The 13,395-nt window shown below is 65.7% G+C and carries 13 protein-coding genes; 2 read left to right on the top strand and 11 right to left on the bottom strand.

The features are described 5' to 3' along the window. Positions 1–24 precede the first annotated feature (24 nt). Positions 25–1,659 carry an IS1634 family transposase gene (locus ACGFIK_RS08815; protein WP_327024690.1) on the top strand — a complete coding sequence of 545 codons (1,635 nt, stop codon included), beginning with the start codon at positions 25–27 and terminating at the stop codon, positions 1,657–1,659. Between the two features lie 103 nt (positions 1,660–1,762). Here the strand turns inward: ACGFIK_RS08815 and ACGFIK_RS08820 are convergent, their stop codons facing one another. The 11 genes from ACGFIK_RS08820 to ACGFIK_RS08870 form a co-directional block, all read right to left on the bottom strand. Further along, entirely contained in the window at positions 1,763–2,071 is a 309-nt protein-coding gene (locus tag ACGFIK_RS08820; protein ID WP_327024689.1) for a hypothetical protein, read from the bottom strand. 416 nt (positions 2,072–2,487) lie between these two features. Then, positions 2,488–4,110, bottom strand: a complete 1,623-nt coding sequence (locus tag ACGFIK_RS08825) for a hypothetical protein (RefSeq protein WP_393338488.1) — start codon at positions 4,108–4,110, stop codon at positions 2,488–2,490. 1,573 nt (positions 4,111–5,683) lie between these two features. Continuing rightward, complete coding sequence (locus ACGFIK_RS08830) at positions 5,684–6,319, bottom strand: HNH endonuclease (protein WP_327024687.1); 636 nt, start codon at positions 6,317–6,319, stop codon at positions 5,684–5,686. Between the two features lie 109 nt (positions 6,320–6,428). After that, positions 6,429–7,619 carry a tyrosine-type recombinase/integrase gene (locus ACGFIK_RS08835; protein ID WP_393338491.1) on the bottom strand — a complete coding sequence of 397 codons (1,191 nt, stop codon included), beginning with the start codon at positions 7,617–7,619 and terminating at the stop codon, positions 6,429–6,431. Then, the gene (locus tag ACGFIK_RS08840; protein ID WP_155221921.1) at positions 7,619–7,798 is read right to left on the bottom strand and encodes an AlpA family transcriptional regulator; all 180 of its coding nucleotides are present in this window, start codon (positions 7,796–7,798) and stop codon (positions 7,619–7,621) included. The genes ACGFIK_RS08835 and ACGFIK_RS08840 overlap by 1 nt, the downstream gene beginning before the upstream one ends. A 2-nt stretch (positions 7,799–7,800) precedes the next feature. Further along, positions 7,801–9,549, bottom strand: coding sequence for a replication initiator (locus ACGFIK_RS08845; protein WP_327024684.1), 1,749 nt, complete (start codon positions 9,547–9,549; stop codon positions 7,801–7,803). Next, the gene (locus ACGFIK_RS08850; RefSeq protein ID WP_327024683.1) at positions 9,546–10,088 is read right to left on the bottom strand and encodes a DUF2637 domain-containing protein; all 543 of its coding nucleotides are present in this window, start codon (positions 10,086–10,088) and stop codon (positions 9,546–9,548) included. The genes ACGFIK_RS08845 and ACGFIK_RS08850 overlap by 4 nt, the downstream gene beginning before the upstream one ends. Next, positions 10,085–10,276 carry a hypothetical protein gene (locus ACGFIK_RS08855; protein ID WP_327024682.1) on the bottom strand — a complete coding sequence of 64 codons (192 nt, stop codon included), beginning with the start codon at positions 10,274–10,276 and terminating at the stop codon, positions 10,085–10,087. Before ACGFIK_RS08855 ends, ACGFIK_RS08850 begins: the two co-directional genes overlap by 4 nt. A 5-nt stretch (positions 10,277–10,281) precedes the next feature. Then, positions 10,282–10,530, bottom strand: a complete 249-nt coding sequence (locus ACGFIK_RS08860) for a hypothetical protein (RefSeq protein ID WP_327024681.1) — start codon at positions 10,528–10,530, stop codon at positions 10,282–10,284. Beyond that, the gene (locus ACGFIK_RS08865; RefSeq protein WP_327024680.1) at positions 10,527–12,119 is read right to left on the bottom strand and encodes a cell division protein FtsK; all 1,593 of its coding nucleotides are present in this window, start codon (positions 12,117–12,119) and stop codon (positions 10,527–10,529) included. The genes ACGFIK_RS08860 and ACGFIK_RS08865 overlap by 4 nt, the downstream gene beginning before the upstream one ends. Positions 12,120–12,316: 197 nt before the next feature. Beyond that, a complete protein-coding gene (locus ACGFIK_RS08870; protein ID WP_131052056.1) occupies positions 12,317–12,712 on the bottom strand; it encodes a transcriptional regulator in 396 nt (131 codons plus the stop codon). Between the two features lie 241 nt (positions 12,713–12,953). On the opposite strand from ACGFIK_RS08870, the gene ACGFIK_RS08875 reads away from it, so the two are divergent. After that, entirely contained in the window at positions 12,954–13,316 is a 363-nt protein-coding gene (locus tag ACGFIK_RS08875; RefSeq protein ID WP_393338498.1) for a hypothetical protein, read from the top strand. Positions 13,317–13,395: the final 79 nt, after the last annotated feature.

A 13,395-nucleotide genomic window follows, 5' to 3' on the forward strand; every position in this document is an offset into this window, starting at 1 on the left:
AGGGATGCCTCGTAGGGTCGTGGGATGGCGTTCGTGCGGCGGGTGCGGACGGCTTCGGGGGCTACGGCGGTGCAGATCGCCGAGTACGTGGCGGGTCGTCAGCGGATCGTGGCGCACGTCGGGTCGGCGCACACCGAGGTCGAGCTGGGGGTGCTGCTCGAGCGGGCTCGTGAGCTGTTGGCCGATCCCGCTCAGGGTGTGTTGTTCGCTGTGGAGGCTGCGCCGCGGGTCACGCCGCTGGCCAAGCCTGCCGAGGCGACACCCGGGTTGTTCGACGAACCGCGCCCGCGGGTAGGGGTTCGCGACGGCGCGGGCCGAATGGCGTCCACGGATTCCAGGGTGCTCTACGACGCCCTGGCCGGCGTTTACGCCGATCTGGGGTTCGGCGTGCTCGGCGACGCGGTGTTCGCCGATCTGGTGATCGCACGAGTGGTGGAACCCACCTCGCTGCTCGACGCGGGTCGGGTCCTGACCGACCTGGGGCGGCGTCCCGCCAGCTACGCGACGATGAAACGCACCCTGACCCGCGCCGGCCCGGACGGTGGTTACCGGGATCGGGTCGCCGCGGCGTGTGTCGCCCACCTCGTCGCCGGCGGGGACATCACCTTGTGCCTCTACGACGTCACCACCTTGTACTTCGAGGCGGAGAAGGAGGACGAGCTGCGCAAGGTCGGCTACTCCAAGGAACGGCGGGTCGATCCGCAGATCGTGGTCGGGCTGCTGGTCGACCGCGGCGGGTTCCCGATGGAGATCGGCTGTTTCGCCGGCAACCAGGCCGAGACCACCACGATCATCCCGATCATCACCGCGTTCCAGGCCCGCCACCGGGTGGCCGACATGGTTGTGGTCGCCGACGCCGGGATGCTCTCGGCGAGCAACCTACGCAAGCTCGACGAGGCCGGTCTGCGGTTCATCGTCGGCTCACGGGTGACCAAGGCCCCGATCGATCTGGCCAGCCACTTCCACTGGCACGGTGACGCGTTCACCGACGGGCAAATCATCGACACCATCACCCCCAAGACCGGCCAGCACAACGAAAACAATCAGGCCGTACGCGCCGAACCGCTCTGGAACCCGCACACCCACCCCGGCTCCTGGCGGGCGGTCTGGGCCTACTCCCACAAACGGGCCGTGCGCGACCGGCGCACCCTCGCCACGCAGGAGGAACGAGCCCGCGCCGTCGTCGACGGACAGAAGGCGACCCGGACTCCCCGGTTCGTCAAGACCAGCAACGGATCGCACACCCTCGACCAGGTTTCGCTGGAGCGCGCCCGCCGCCTGGTCGGCCTGAAGGGCTACGTCACCAACATCGCGGGCAACGTGATGCCCGCCAGCGAAGTCATCAGCTCCTACCACGACCTCTGGCAGGTCGAAGCGTCGTTCCGGATGAGCAAAACCGACCTGGCCGCCCGGCCCATGTTCCACCGCACCCACGACGCCATCGAGGCACACCTGACCATCGTGTTCGCCGCACTCGCAGTCTCCCGCGAGGTCCAGAACCGCACCGGCCTGTCCATCCGCAGCGTCATCCGTCAGCTACGGCCACTACGGTCCGCGACCATCGCGATCAACGGCACCAGCCACACCCTGCCACCGGCGATCCCCACCAACCAGCAAACCATCCTCGACGCCCTGAACCGGCCCGGCGTCACGCACTAACCGAATGAGCCAACTCGGGCCCGAGAGACGATCAAGGCCGCTCAGCGGGCGTCCGCCTTGTCACCCAACTTCCGTCGTCATGCCCGAGACCGGGAAGCGGTCACTAGGAGAGCCGCCCACCTTCTCCTTGATCATCCTTCAACAGATTATTGACGATTTTGAGCGGGCCGGATATGAACTCTCGTGACTGCGGATCCGCAACGCGCTGCAGAAACTCTCTGACTATTGCTGCAGCTTCGTCGTTTGCTTCACTCAATTCGTGTTCACGATCTCTGGGTTGCAACTCAAGCAACTTCGTGAAGGACCCATCACTTAAATAGTGAAGTCTATCCGGATATGCGCTCGCCCACCAAATCGCCCCCGCTCCCTGTTCCCGCACAAGACTCTTGACATGCCTGACCCGATCCAGCATCGCTAGAGAATCGATTGCTTGCGCTCGCCGGAGGCGCTGCACCCTAGCCGACCGAAAGCGAGCCAGCAATGAGCCCGCTAGACTTCCACCGCCAATCCATTCAACCCCGGCGCTATCAAGTGAGCGACGTTCCCCGAGTTGGGCATTCATGGCCGCTTGGGCAGGAATCCGGAATTCGAAAGGCCAGCTCGCTGAAACCTCCGCAGCGGAGGTCCACAAATTTTCCCTCACCTTGTCAGACGCAGAAGCTCCTACCTCTCTGCCTTCCAGCGCACGCCACCAGGCGAATAACGAGCAGCGGAACTGGATACCTGGCGCGACGCTGGGGAGGTATCCTCGCAGCGCCACCCTTGTCCAGTTCGAGCCACCGTCGGAGTTCGGGCGGACACGCCTTGCACGCCGCGATGCAAACATTCTCACGATCCGCCGCTCTGACCATTCAAAGAGCCTCGTCTGGCACTTCTCAGCTGACCACGTATCAACTCCTTCAACAAATGAGCACGGAGTGATTCGCCTTCATGTTGTCGGCCTTTATCTTGCCGCAGAACAGCCACTGCCAAGGTTTCATTTAAAGAGTCAGCAAGCACTGGACCGACAACCCTGGCAAAATCTACGGGTCGAACCTCTTCCTTCTCACAAATGTCGATGAATCGCCCGACATCTACTGCAAGTTCCGATCTAGTGGAAGGCAGACGGGCTGCCACTTCCCATCCCAGCGCAAAAAAGGAGAGGTCGTCCTCGGTTGCGTTCGGGCCAAGCCCAGACGAAACAGAAGCGGTAGAGCGGGTTGCAAGCGCGAGGAACGCCGGAGCTCCAATTTCAGGCTGCTCCGACAACCAACTCCGGAGAGTCTCCCGCACAGCTACCCTTGATATCTCATCCCCCGTTAGTTGGACGAGAGCGCTCTCGGCAGCAACTACTCCATTATCCCTAGTATCACGGGAGAGCGCCCGGAAGATCCGGTGCAAGGCCAAACTAGGCCGTTCGCGCCCGAACTTTCCACCGCACACCTCAGCAGCAAGTGCGGCAAGATCCTCGTTCTTGCTACCTACCCAGGCGAGCAGCCGGCTGCGCACCTTCGCACCGACCACGGGATCCAAAACCGTGAGTTCAAGAATCTCAAGCGCCAAGCGTCTACTACCAGGGTTATCTATAACTATCCTGTGCACTAGGCTCATAAACGCAGTGCTATTTGCCTGCAAAGCAGCCTGGACAGTGACATGGGCAATTCGCGCCACACGAGAAGGTGAGGCGCCATCGGCCAAGCCAACCAGCCACTTTTCAAGGTAAGGATGCGCCTGCGGCCATTCGTTCCATACGAAGCGGATCACCGCCTCGTCAAGCCCGGGGCGCCTTTCTGAGATCGAAAACCTGTTCTTAACTTGCACCGCTCCGAGGAGCTTCAGGTATCCGGTGCGGCCCGGGCCAGCCAAAGGAGACAGCTCAGCATCTTGGCTCTCCAAGATTGTCAAAAGCTCTTTCCGTGCTGACATAATTTCAGCCGGCAGCCCCGGATCCAGCACTGCTGCGGACACCATTGTCGCCCGATCGAAGACACTCTTGCCCTCGAACCAGCTTGAAAGGTGATTGGTCCAGCTACCGAACTTGTCGAGCACGTCACTCAACGCTTCGGCAAAGTCTCTCTGCCAGTTGCGGGCGATTTCCTCAGCTAGTTCAGCAGCCTCACCGAGGTGTTCCAGACTATTGACAAGGTCCTGAACCCCGTTATCGTCAAGCCAACTTTCATAGCCGGATAGCTGGAATTTCCACTGAAGGTGGCTTTCCAGTACTCGGCGAGCCGCCGGGGGTGTGAAAGAGCGGGTTACCTTACTCGTTACTGGTTTGCACGCGTCCCACACATCGGGGGTCGCCAGAACAACGAGGTAGACACCACCATACCGAGCTTCGTCAGAGTCTCGGACCAATTCCTGGCCGAACTCACGAGTCGGCTTCTCGTCGGTACTCCCGGTCAGGTCTAGCAGGTAGCATCGACCTGGCATCTTTGGTATCTGCCAGGCATCTAATTCTTGCCAACCCATCCTTATGTAATGCAATCCACGCGCAGGTTTGCTCTGACTACTCAGTCGCGCCTGGCAGTCGCTTAGCATCCTCACGCCAAGAGCGCGCTTGCCCTTACCGGGAGGAGCCTCAATTACCAGCAAGCCGTGGCGCCACAGCGCATCAAGAAGGTCATCGTACTCTGAGGGGAGTATGAAGTAGTTGGATCTCGCCTCTTTAACAACCTCGTCACTAACCTGCTTGGTTCTTAACTGGGCGCCTATCGAAATTACTGTGTCTCTCGCCGAGACGATTGCCGCACCGCCTGGAGAAACCTCTTGACTGATAGACGGCCCAAGAGTTTCCAAGAAATCCCAAGCCTCAGTGGCATCGCTACGGGGAGATTCTAAATTCATTTCACCTGCTGATTCGCGTATCGCGGCCCGAGTAAATCGCCACTCCTCCGTTGTCAATCTTTTGACTTACGCCGAGGTTTGTTACTCCTCCCGCAGACACCAACTCTTCTTGGAGGGCGGCAACGAGAGAAGCGAGTTCTGCAGCCGAGTCTGGGTTCTGCTCAAGCAGATCCTCGAAGCGAGTCGCCCAACTAGCAGCGAACTTTCCCTGCAGAGACGGCCTATCGCCGTGGTCCGCAGACTCCAGAGCCTGACGGTCACGGTCAAGCCGAGATTCGTGGGATGCTGCATCGCCATTATTGGCCAGATAGGCGCCGAACTTTCTGCGAGCTGACACCCAAAGGTCTGTGGCCATACTGTTCGCAAGGACTGTCCCGGCACTCAGACACAAAGCAACCATCTCAGGGGGCAGTTCCACGAGTCCTCCGATAACCAAGCGGGTGTCCTGGCAGCATAGGCTCTGCAATAGCACTGCACTACCCTTTGTCAACTCAACGTCACTTACCCTTGGCGGTTGTGGCGACGCACACAGCATGATACGAGCGATAGAGTGCGCTGCCGAATTGCTCTGTTAGGGATCAAGGCACCGCGCTTCGCGCGGTGCGGGGCGGTAAGCCCGGCCGGCGGCAAGCCGCCCGGCCGCCTACGGCGCCGGGGCGGGAAGCCACCGACAGCCGCCGGGACACCGCCCCCACCGCACCAGGGAAACCAGCCCCAGCGAGGCCGTGACGGAAGCCGGCGGGTCGGCCTGGTCGAGTGGTCGGGGCTTCCGGCTGCCGCGCCAGTCCAACCCCGGGACTGGCTTGCCACCGGGTCACCGGGTCGCGGCACCAGTTCCACCGCCAGGACGTACCCAGCCCTCCCCCGCAACCGCCGGCCCCCACTCCGGAACCTTCGAGCGCCGACCCCGGAAAGGCCCCACGACGGCGCAGCCAGCCCGGCCCGAGGCATGGTCAACTAAGCCCGTGCTCAGGGCGTCTCCAGGGCGTCAGGGCGTCGTCAGGGCGTCAAACGCCGGCCAAAGTTGACCAAGGACGACCATCGGCACCCGGACATAGGACCAGCTCAGAGCCTTGATCGGGGGCCCTGAGCTGGTGGGCGACGGACGAGTCGACCTGTACGCCGGATTATGAAGGCGAGACATCCGCTGACCTGGGGTAGGACCCGGCGACGGTCGCTGTGGGCCGTCGCCGGGCCGTCAAAGATCCGTGCGTCCATCCCTACCGGGAGTTGCCTGCTTCAGGTCCTCGATGGTGTATGAGAAATGCCGCCCCTCAGTCTCAGCCCTACGCCTCGCCTGCTCCAAAAGCACTTCTACCCGCCTTACAGCCTGTGGGTTGCCGCGCCTCGCGGCTTCGATCACACGATTATTTTCAACCCAGCGGACGTAAATGTCGCGCATGAGCTTCGTCTTGTGCGTCGGGCTGCAATGATTCGCTTCAGACCCAAAAATAGTGTCAGTGTGCATTTGCCACCAACTATCGGCAGGAATGCCTTCATTAATGTAGGCAATCGCCTCTGCCCTGGTTTCACAGGGATCCATAATATCGTGACACTGTCGACACAGGGGAACCAAGTTCTCCGGCTGGTTCGATCCACCAAGAGCCAGATCCTGCAAGTGCGCTCGGTCAAGCCAACCTTGGGCGGAATTCCAAACTGCGGCAAGAGTCGTCTGACCATCGTCCACCGGAGCCAGCCAGCCACACCTGAAGCAGAAGGGCTCTCCCCAGCCGATGTATGACGCCTTGAGATTGGGGAATACCTTCTCGTAGCCAACCCTCCAGTATTGGACGATGCCGTAGAGAGTTGGCGTACCGCGACGGTTGCTGGCCATAGACGCAATCCTTCCGAGACTCAAGCAGCCCGCACGGTAACGCCAACCCCTGACACTTTAAGCACACATAACATGAATGGTATTCGTGTTGCCCGGTCAACTCTCGGAGCTACCGTCCAAGCAAGTCATCGATGGCCCGGCGGGTGCGTTCCTCGCTGGCGGGCATCAGGTGCGTGTAGACGCGGAGGGTGAAGCCGGGGTCGGCGTGGCCGAGGTATGAGGCGAGGGCCTTGATGCTCTCCCCCGCGTCGAGCAGCGACGAGGCGTAGAAGTGGCGGAGCGCGTGCATCCCGGTGAAGCGGGTCGGCGTAATGCCGGCCGCCACGACAGCGGGCCGCCAGCTCTTGTTGTCGAAGGTGCGCCGGTTGATCGCGCCGCGCCGGGTGGTGGTGAACAGCAGCGGCACCGTGACCCGCTCGTCGGTGGCCGGGTCCTCCCACGGCAGGGTGAGCGCCACCGGGGCGAAGTCGTCGACGTGCTGCTTCAGCACCTGGGCGACGGAGTCGGGCAGCGGTATCCGGCGGTCCCGGTCGTTCTTGGGCAGCCCGAAGACCAGCCGGGAACGGACGAGCTTGACCTGACGGCAGACGTGCACCCAGCCCGTGTCGAAGTCGATGTCGTCGACCCCGAGGCCGAGAATCTCCCCCTGCCGCAGACCGCAGCCAGCGCCCAGGTCGACCATGGGGCGGTACCGCTGGGCGAGGCCACCGCGAATTGCCGAAACCTGGTCGTACCGCCACGGCACTACCCGACGTTGCACCGGTCGCGGCGGCTTGACCGACTTTGCCGAACACGGATTCTTCGCGATCCGTTCGTCATCGACGGCCGCGCCGAGGATGGTCCGCAGGTGCGCGAAGACCACGGCCCGGGTCGCCGGAGCGAGCTTGCCGACCAGGTTGGCGTCCCACTCCCGGATGTGGCCCGGCTTGATCTCGGCCAGTTGCCGAGAGCCGAAGAACGGCACCAGGTGCTTGCGTACCCGAAACTCTGTGCTCTCCCGGGTCGACTCGTCGAAGGAGCGTGTCCGGAGCCAGTCCTCCGCGTACTCCGCGAAGGTGATTCGGCCGGCTTTCGGGTCGACGTAGGAGCCCCGGAGCTTGTCCGTCTCCGTCGAGACGAGGAACGCCTCAGCGTCGCGCTTGGCCCGGTCCGGGAAGGACTGGCTGCGTTCCCGGCCGTCCGGGCCGATGTAGCGGACCCGGTAGCGCAGGCCCTTACCGAACCGTTCGGACTTCACCCGCTCCTTGCGGCCGGTGGGATGGTGGATGACGTTGTACCAGCGATCCTCGACGTGTCCCATCAGGCCGCCGCCTGCTCACGTACCCAGGACCGGACCGCTTCCGGCTCGTACCGCAGGTGACGGCCGACCCGAGCGGCTGGCGGACCGTACTTGACCTTGCGCCAGCGGTACAGCGTTTCGGTCGGTACCCGCAGGTACGCCGCCACGTCCCGGATCGTCCAGAGCCCATCGTTCGTCATCGTCACTGTCCCTCCCCCGCCTTGCCGTCCGTTTTTGTTGGTGCGGTGTCGGGAAGCTGGGCGGCGCGGTCCTTGGCGGCAAGGAGTTCGGAGCGCCAGCGGGCACGTTCGCCGATCGCCCGCAGTAGCCGGTGTGCCATGGGGCCGACGTCGGGGTCGTCGGGGCGGGCGAGTTCCCAGGCGTGGCGGGCCGGTTCGACGGTGGCTCCCTGGTCGTCGACGCCCTCCAGGCCGACGGTGACGCCGAGCAGTGCGCGCACCCAGGCCCGTACGTCGTGCTTGTGGTCGCTCAGCGTCTTGCCGGACCAGTCGCGGGAGATGAGGATTCGCCGGCCGCCGATGCCGAGGGTGTCCCGCTGGTGAACTTTGCCCTTGCAGCGCCCCGGCTTGAGTTTGGCGTGTGCTCGCTTGGGTTGGATGCCGTAGAGCAGCCAGTTCGCGCAGCGATCGGTGCACGGGGTGATCTGGAGTTCCTGCCAGAGCCGGTCGAGGTGTTTGCGTTGCCGGTCGGTGGTCGCCTTGTGGACGTCACCGGTGTGCTTCGTGATGTATTTCGTGACGTAGCGGATGGTCCGTTCGGCGTCTTCGGTGCCGGGCATGACGCCGCGTGCGTCGACCTGGGAGCCGAAGCGCACGACGTGCACCGGTTCGGCGTCCGGGTTGTCGTCGATGGCGTCAAGGGCTTCCGACCAGGTGGTCAGCGGCGCGCGGCTGTCCGGGTCTACCCACGCGGAAGCCTGCTCGTCCCAGACCGGGAGCCGGTCGAGGGTGTACCGCTGCACAGCCACCGCCGGCCACCACACCTGGTGATAGGTGGCCGCCGCCACGGTGCGCAGCACGTCACGCGGGATCGTGCCCCGGATGGCGAAGTGCGCGTGAGGAGCGAGACGGCGTTGGGGCTCGACGCAGCCGGCGTACTGGACGTTCCATCCCTCGCAACGGCGCAAGTTCTGCCAGAACCGGTCGAGCAGCCGGGGAAAGTGCACGGCGTCCCAGGCCGCTCGGCGGTAGTCATACCGGTCGGGGTTGAGTGGGGTGCCGTCGGGGCGGACCGGGCCGTACGAGTCGAGGGTGAGCGTGAGCCACATCGACGGGCGGTAGGTCGACCCGTCGGGGGCGGTGTACGTCTTGCCGACGGTGCGCCGCTCGACCTTGCGCCGAGGTAGATCCGGGGCGTCCTGTCGACGGCGGGTGGAGCGCTTGCGGCGCGGGCCGTTGTCGTCGTCGGCCTGGTCCTCGTCGCCGGTCGCGTGTGGCGGGGCGACGCGGCCCCGGAGTCCTTCGGCGGTGATGGCTTCTTCGACTTCGCGGATTGCCTCGTCGAGGTCGTCGACCTGGTCCCACTGGCTTGCTCGGGATGCCTCGTCACGGGAGAACTCCAGGTGACCGCGCAGCAGGATCAGCGCCTTCTGTTCCTCGGTTGCCGGGTCCGGTGGCGGTAGCGGTTCGTCGTCGCGGTGCCAGCCTTCCCGGATCTGTGCCTGCCGCAGCCGCCGGTTCTTCTTCGCGCAGGGCGCGCACTTGTCTTCGCGGGTTGCGCCGCAGGGCAGGTCGATGACTTCGGTCAGGCCGGTGTTCAGGTCGGTGCGGCGCATGGCAAGCGGGCGGACGCAGACGCCGTATTCGGCGGCGATCTCTTTGAGGACGTCGACGGAGCGGGGTAGTGCCATGCGGGCCGCCCGCGACCCCGGCCGAGGTGGTGCAGCCGGGGTCGGGGCGGGTTCGAGGCCGGGCAGGGTGGCAGCGGTCATCGGATGATCCCGACGACGTGCGGCCGGTTGGGCTGGACGACCCGGGGAGGCAGCGCCGCCGGGACGACAGCCGCCGGTTCAGCCGGGCGGACCGGTTCGACGGCGGTGGCCGGGTCAGGTTCGTCGTACCGGTGAGCGGTCGGCGGGTCCGGCTCGACGGTCGGTGGAGTGACCGGGTTGTTGGACAGGACGACCTTGACCAGGGCGAGGAACGCCAGCGACGGCACTGCTGCCACGATCCAGCCCCACACCGACGGTTCGGCACCCGCGACCTGGGCGGCGAGGGAGAGCAGCGCGAACGCCACCAGGAGCGAGCCGACCAGGCCGACAGGGCGACCGGCACGACGGCGAGCGCGAATCTCCAGGCCGAGGTAAATCGCCATCAGCTCGACCGCCACGGCATTGGCCCAGCCGATCCAGTGCGGCTGGCCGTGGGCGACGGACAGGTCGTGGACGTGGGTGAAGGCGGCAGCGCCGGCCATGGTGCCGATGGCGAGCAGGATCACCAGGCGTACCGCGGATTCGGTGCGTGCGGTCATCGCCATTCCTCCAACGGCTTTTCGCGGATGGTCAGGTCGATGCGGATGCGCCGGCCGTTCATGTCGTGGCGGCGGTTGACCATGTGCGCCAGGCCGTGCAGTGCGGCGGCGGTCTGGTGGGCGGGGCCGACGAGCCGGATGCGCAGCGGACGCCGGAGCCGGTTGATGATGCGGGCGAGGGTGTTCACGGCGGTTACCTCCGGGCCGGTCGGATGTCGGTGCGGATGTAGTCGGGCGGGGTGCCGAGGGACGCGACCGCTTCGGAGAGGCAGCGCCACAACGCCCACGCCTCATCAGGGGTCAGGGACATCCGTCGCCGTCCCGCGCCCACTGCGAGATAGACCGGGTACGGGTCGGGCCGGTCCGGGTCGACGCGCACGGACACGGCGGTGACCGGTTCGGGGGTACGCAGTCGATAGAAGCGGCGACCGGGCGCGGTCATCGACCCTCACCCCCGCTGTCCCGGTCAAGCAGACTGCGCAGCGATTCGGGTAGCAGCGGCCCGGACGGCGTGCGCGGCAACGGAGGCCGGGCCGGTTCGGGGGCGGTTTCCCGCCGGACCTGGGCGAGGATGTCCGCCGCGTGAGCGGGTGCCGGGTACTGCCGGGCCATGTCGCGGATGTCGTCGTCGGAGACGTACGAGAACCGGACCCGCATCGGGTCGGGGGTGCCGTCGAGGATCACGTACCCGACGCCCTTGGCCCACCTGGGCATCTGGTCGGCAAGCGCACCCCGGCTGCGGGCACCGTCACCAAGGATCATGTCGACCTGTGACGCCTCGGTGAGGCCGAGCGCGATGCGGGTCGGGAACAGGTCCCGAAACGGCAGCACGTCCTTACGCGGATCCTGCAACGCCGCCACCACCAGGACACCGACGCCGGCCCCTTGCGACAGCAGCAGCCCCAGCGACGAGGCGATGCGCTTACGCAGCTCGACATCTTGCAGGTACGCGGTCAGCGCCGCCATCTCGTCGACGACGACCACGACCAGGGGGTCAGCCTCCGTCGGCGTGTGCACCCGCACCATGCCCGCAAGCCGGGTCTGCCGCTCCCGCAGCACCGTGACCGCCTCGTCGAGAAGGTCGGCCATGGCCTCGAACGACTTGCAGGCGAACCGGGCGAACATCGGACGGCCAAGCGCGAACTCCATCCCGCCCTTGGGATCGATCACCCAGAGCCGCACGAGGCCGGAGGCGATCCCACCGCCGAGCACCCGCACCAGCGACCACAACACCGACCCCTTACCGGAACGGGTCGCCCCACCGACGAGGACATGCGTGGCAAGCAGGTGCAGCGACCAGGGGCGCAGGTCTTCCCGCCGGGCCAGGGGCAGCGCGGTGAAGTCCGGCACCGTAGGCACCGGGAATGGTGGGACCACCGTGCGCAGCGCGTCGGTACGCACCACGGCCAGGTAGACGAGCGTCGGCCGATCCCGGTACCGCACCCGGTCGACCAGCCGCAGCAGCCAGGCCGTGTGGCCGGTGCGGGTCGGCGGGTCGCCGGGGCGTTCCGAGTAGACCCGGACGTGTCGCCGGCCGAACGCGTACGCCAGGTTGGCGCTGACCGCCTGGAACTGCTCCGGCGTCTGCCCCCGGACCATGCGGACGGTCAACACGTCGAGCGCCTGATCCGAGCGCACCCGCAGCAGTTGCGGCAGGACCGGCCGATGGTCGTACGTGTCAGCGAGCCCGCACAGCGTCATGGCCTCCCGCCACACCCGCCGGTAGACGAACACCCGCCGCACCGAGCCGAGCAGCGGACCGGCCAGCCAGGTCCACCAGGACGACTCGTCCCGCCACCGCCACACAGCCGAGGCCGCCGACCCGAGCACCAGCGGCACCACCAGCCCGGACCAGCCGAACTCGACGTACAGCCACAACGCCAGCACCGCCGACCCGGTGGCCACCGGATGCCGCAGACACCACCACACCGCCCGGCCCGACCAGCGCAGCACCAGCCCAAGCAGCACCACCCAGAGCGGCAACTCGAACCGCTTCGGCCGGAACACCACCAGATCCCCGGCCGAGGTCATCACCACTTCACCGCGAGGCCGCCCGATCACCAGGCACCCCGCAACGACCGACACACGCCACACCCGGGCCAGCCACGGCCAGCCCGACGCCTACCCTTGGACACGTCACGACCTCTCTCGACAGAGCAGGGGAAGAGACACCAGGGGCGGGGCTGCCGTCCGCCAAGACCAGACAGCCCCGCCCCCACCAGATACGGCTACGCCGCCGCCTTCTTGCCGCCGACCACCGGAGCCCGCAGCCCGGTCGCCCGCAGCGAATACGCCATCCGACCGTTGTTCGCCACGTACGGCGTCACCGTCATCCCGTCGAACTCCACCGCCTCGAACGGCGCACCCGTCGGCGGCACCGGCTGGTAGTCAGCCGAGATCTTCACCGTCGTCTCGCGGGACCGCTTGCCCAGCTCAGGGTCAAGGTCCATTACCCGGACCTGCCACACGCGCTGACCGGTCACCTTGTCCTTGGCCGGGGACCGCCGGCCGGTCTTCTCGTCGTAGTCCTCGACCTCACCCAGCGACTCGGGCACCAACGCGCACCCCGCCGGGAACACGTCCTCGAATCGCACGGCGAACCTCGTACCGCCACGCAGAGCCATCGCTCACCCTCCAGGTTGTTAACTTGTCTGCCAAGCTGCGGTCCAAGGTAGACGGCACTTGGCAGACAAGTCAACAAGCATTCGCAGAGCTACTCGAAGCAGGTGGGGCGTTCGCGATTGATGCGGTTGACAAGTCGCGCGGTCGGGTAGTGCGAGTTTGCATTGAGCTGCGGCAAGGGCCGTCACGCTGAGTTGGCGTGGCGCCAGACCTAGAGTGAAGGTGAGGAGCAGTCGGCCGACGGTGAGCGGGGACAAGGATCGCTTCGGGAATTACGCCGAGCAGCAGGCCACCGGCTGCGGCGCCGGTGATGGAGCCGATCGCGAGAACGGCGACGAGGCGGGCGGGCTGGCGCAGCACGATGCCACTGCCGTCACGGCTGTAACGGGCGAACGCGACGACCGTCGTGGGCAGCGATACGGCCAGCGAGAGGCTCCCTGCGACCTTGATGTTGGGTGCCAAACGGCAGCCGATCGTCGGGACCAGCAGTTCAGCACCAGCGTGCCCGCATCGACGGGCACCTGCAGAAGGAACCACCGGTGGCGTGCACGACGAGCCGTCGACCCGACGCCCGTCTCCTCCAGCACCCGTGTCGGCGGCCAGTGAAAGATCCCCATAGGCGGCCATTTACCGCCCCGCTGATGGCCAGGGTTCTCCCCGTGGATGGCCAGATATCTCCCCGCTG

It is taken from the genome of Micromonospora sp. NPDC048871, from assembly GCF_043198155.1.
Classification (GTDB): domain Bacteria; phylum Actinomycetota; class Actinomycetes; order Mycobacteriales; family Micromonosporaceae; genus Micromonospora.

Excerpts from the sequence above, each read along its gene's own strand:
- ACGFIK_RS08870 (WP_131052056.1), bottom strand. The coding sequence starts at position 12,712 with ATGGCTCTGCGTGGCGGTACGAGGTTCGCCGTGCGATTCGAGGACGTG.
- ACGFIK_RS08840 (WP_155221921.1), bottom strand. The coding sequence starts at position 7,798 with ATGACGAACGATGGGCTCTGGACGATCCGGGACGTGGCGGCGTACCTG.
- ACGFIK_RS08865 (WP_327024680.1), bottom strand. The coding sequence starts at position 12,119 with ATGACCTCGGCCGGGGATCTGGTGGTGTTCCGGCCGAAGCGGTTCGAG.
- ACGFIK_RS08815 (WP_327024690.1), top strand. The coding sequence starts at position 25 with ATGGCGTTCGTGCGGCGGGTGCGGACGGCTTCGGGGGCTACGGCGGTG.
- ACGFIK_RS08850 (WP_327024683.1), bottom strand. The coding sequence starts at position 10,088 with ATGACCGCACGCACCGAATCCGCGGTACGCCTGGTGATCCTGCTCGCC.
- ACGFIK_RS08860 (WP_327024681.1), bottom strand. The coding sequence starts at position 10,530 with ATGACCGCGCCCGGTCGCCGCTTCTATCGACTGCGTACCCCCGAACCG.
- ACGFIK_RS08820 (WP_327024689.1), bottom strand. The coding sequence starts at position 2,071 with ATGCTGGATCGGGTCAGGCATGTCAAGAGTCTTGTGCGGGAACAGGGA.
- ACGFIK_RS08835 (WP_393338491.1), bottom strand. The coding sequence starts at position 7,619 with ATGGGACACGTCGAGGATCGCTGGTACAACGTCATCCACCATCCCACC.
- ACGFIK_RS08825 (WP_393338488.1), bottom strand. The coding sequence starts at position 4,110 with ATGGGTTGGCAAGAATTAGATGCCTGGCAGATACCAAAGATGCCAGGT.
- ACGFIK_RS08845 (WP_327024684.1), bottom strand. The coding sequence starts at position 9,549 with ATGACCGCTGCCACCCTGCCCGGCCTCGAACCCGCCCCGACCCCGGCT.
- ACGFIK_RS08830 (WP_327024687.1), bottom strand. The coding sequence starts at position 6,319 with ATGGCCAGCAACCGTCGCGGTACGCCAACTCTCTACGGCATCGTCCAA.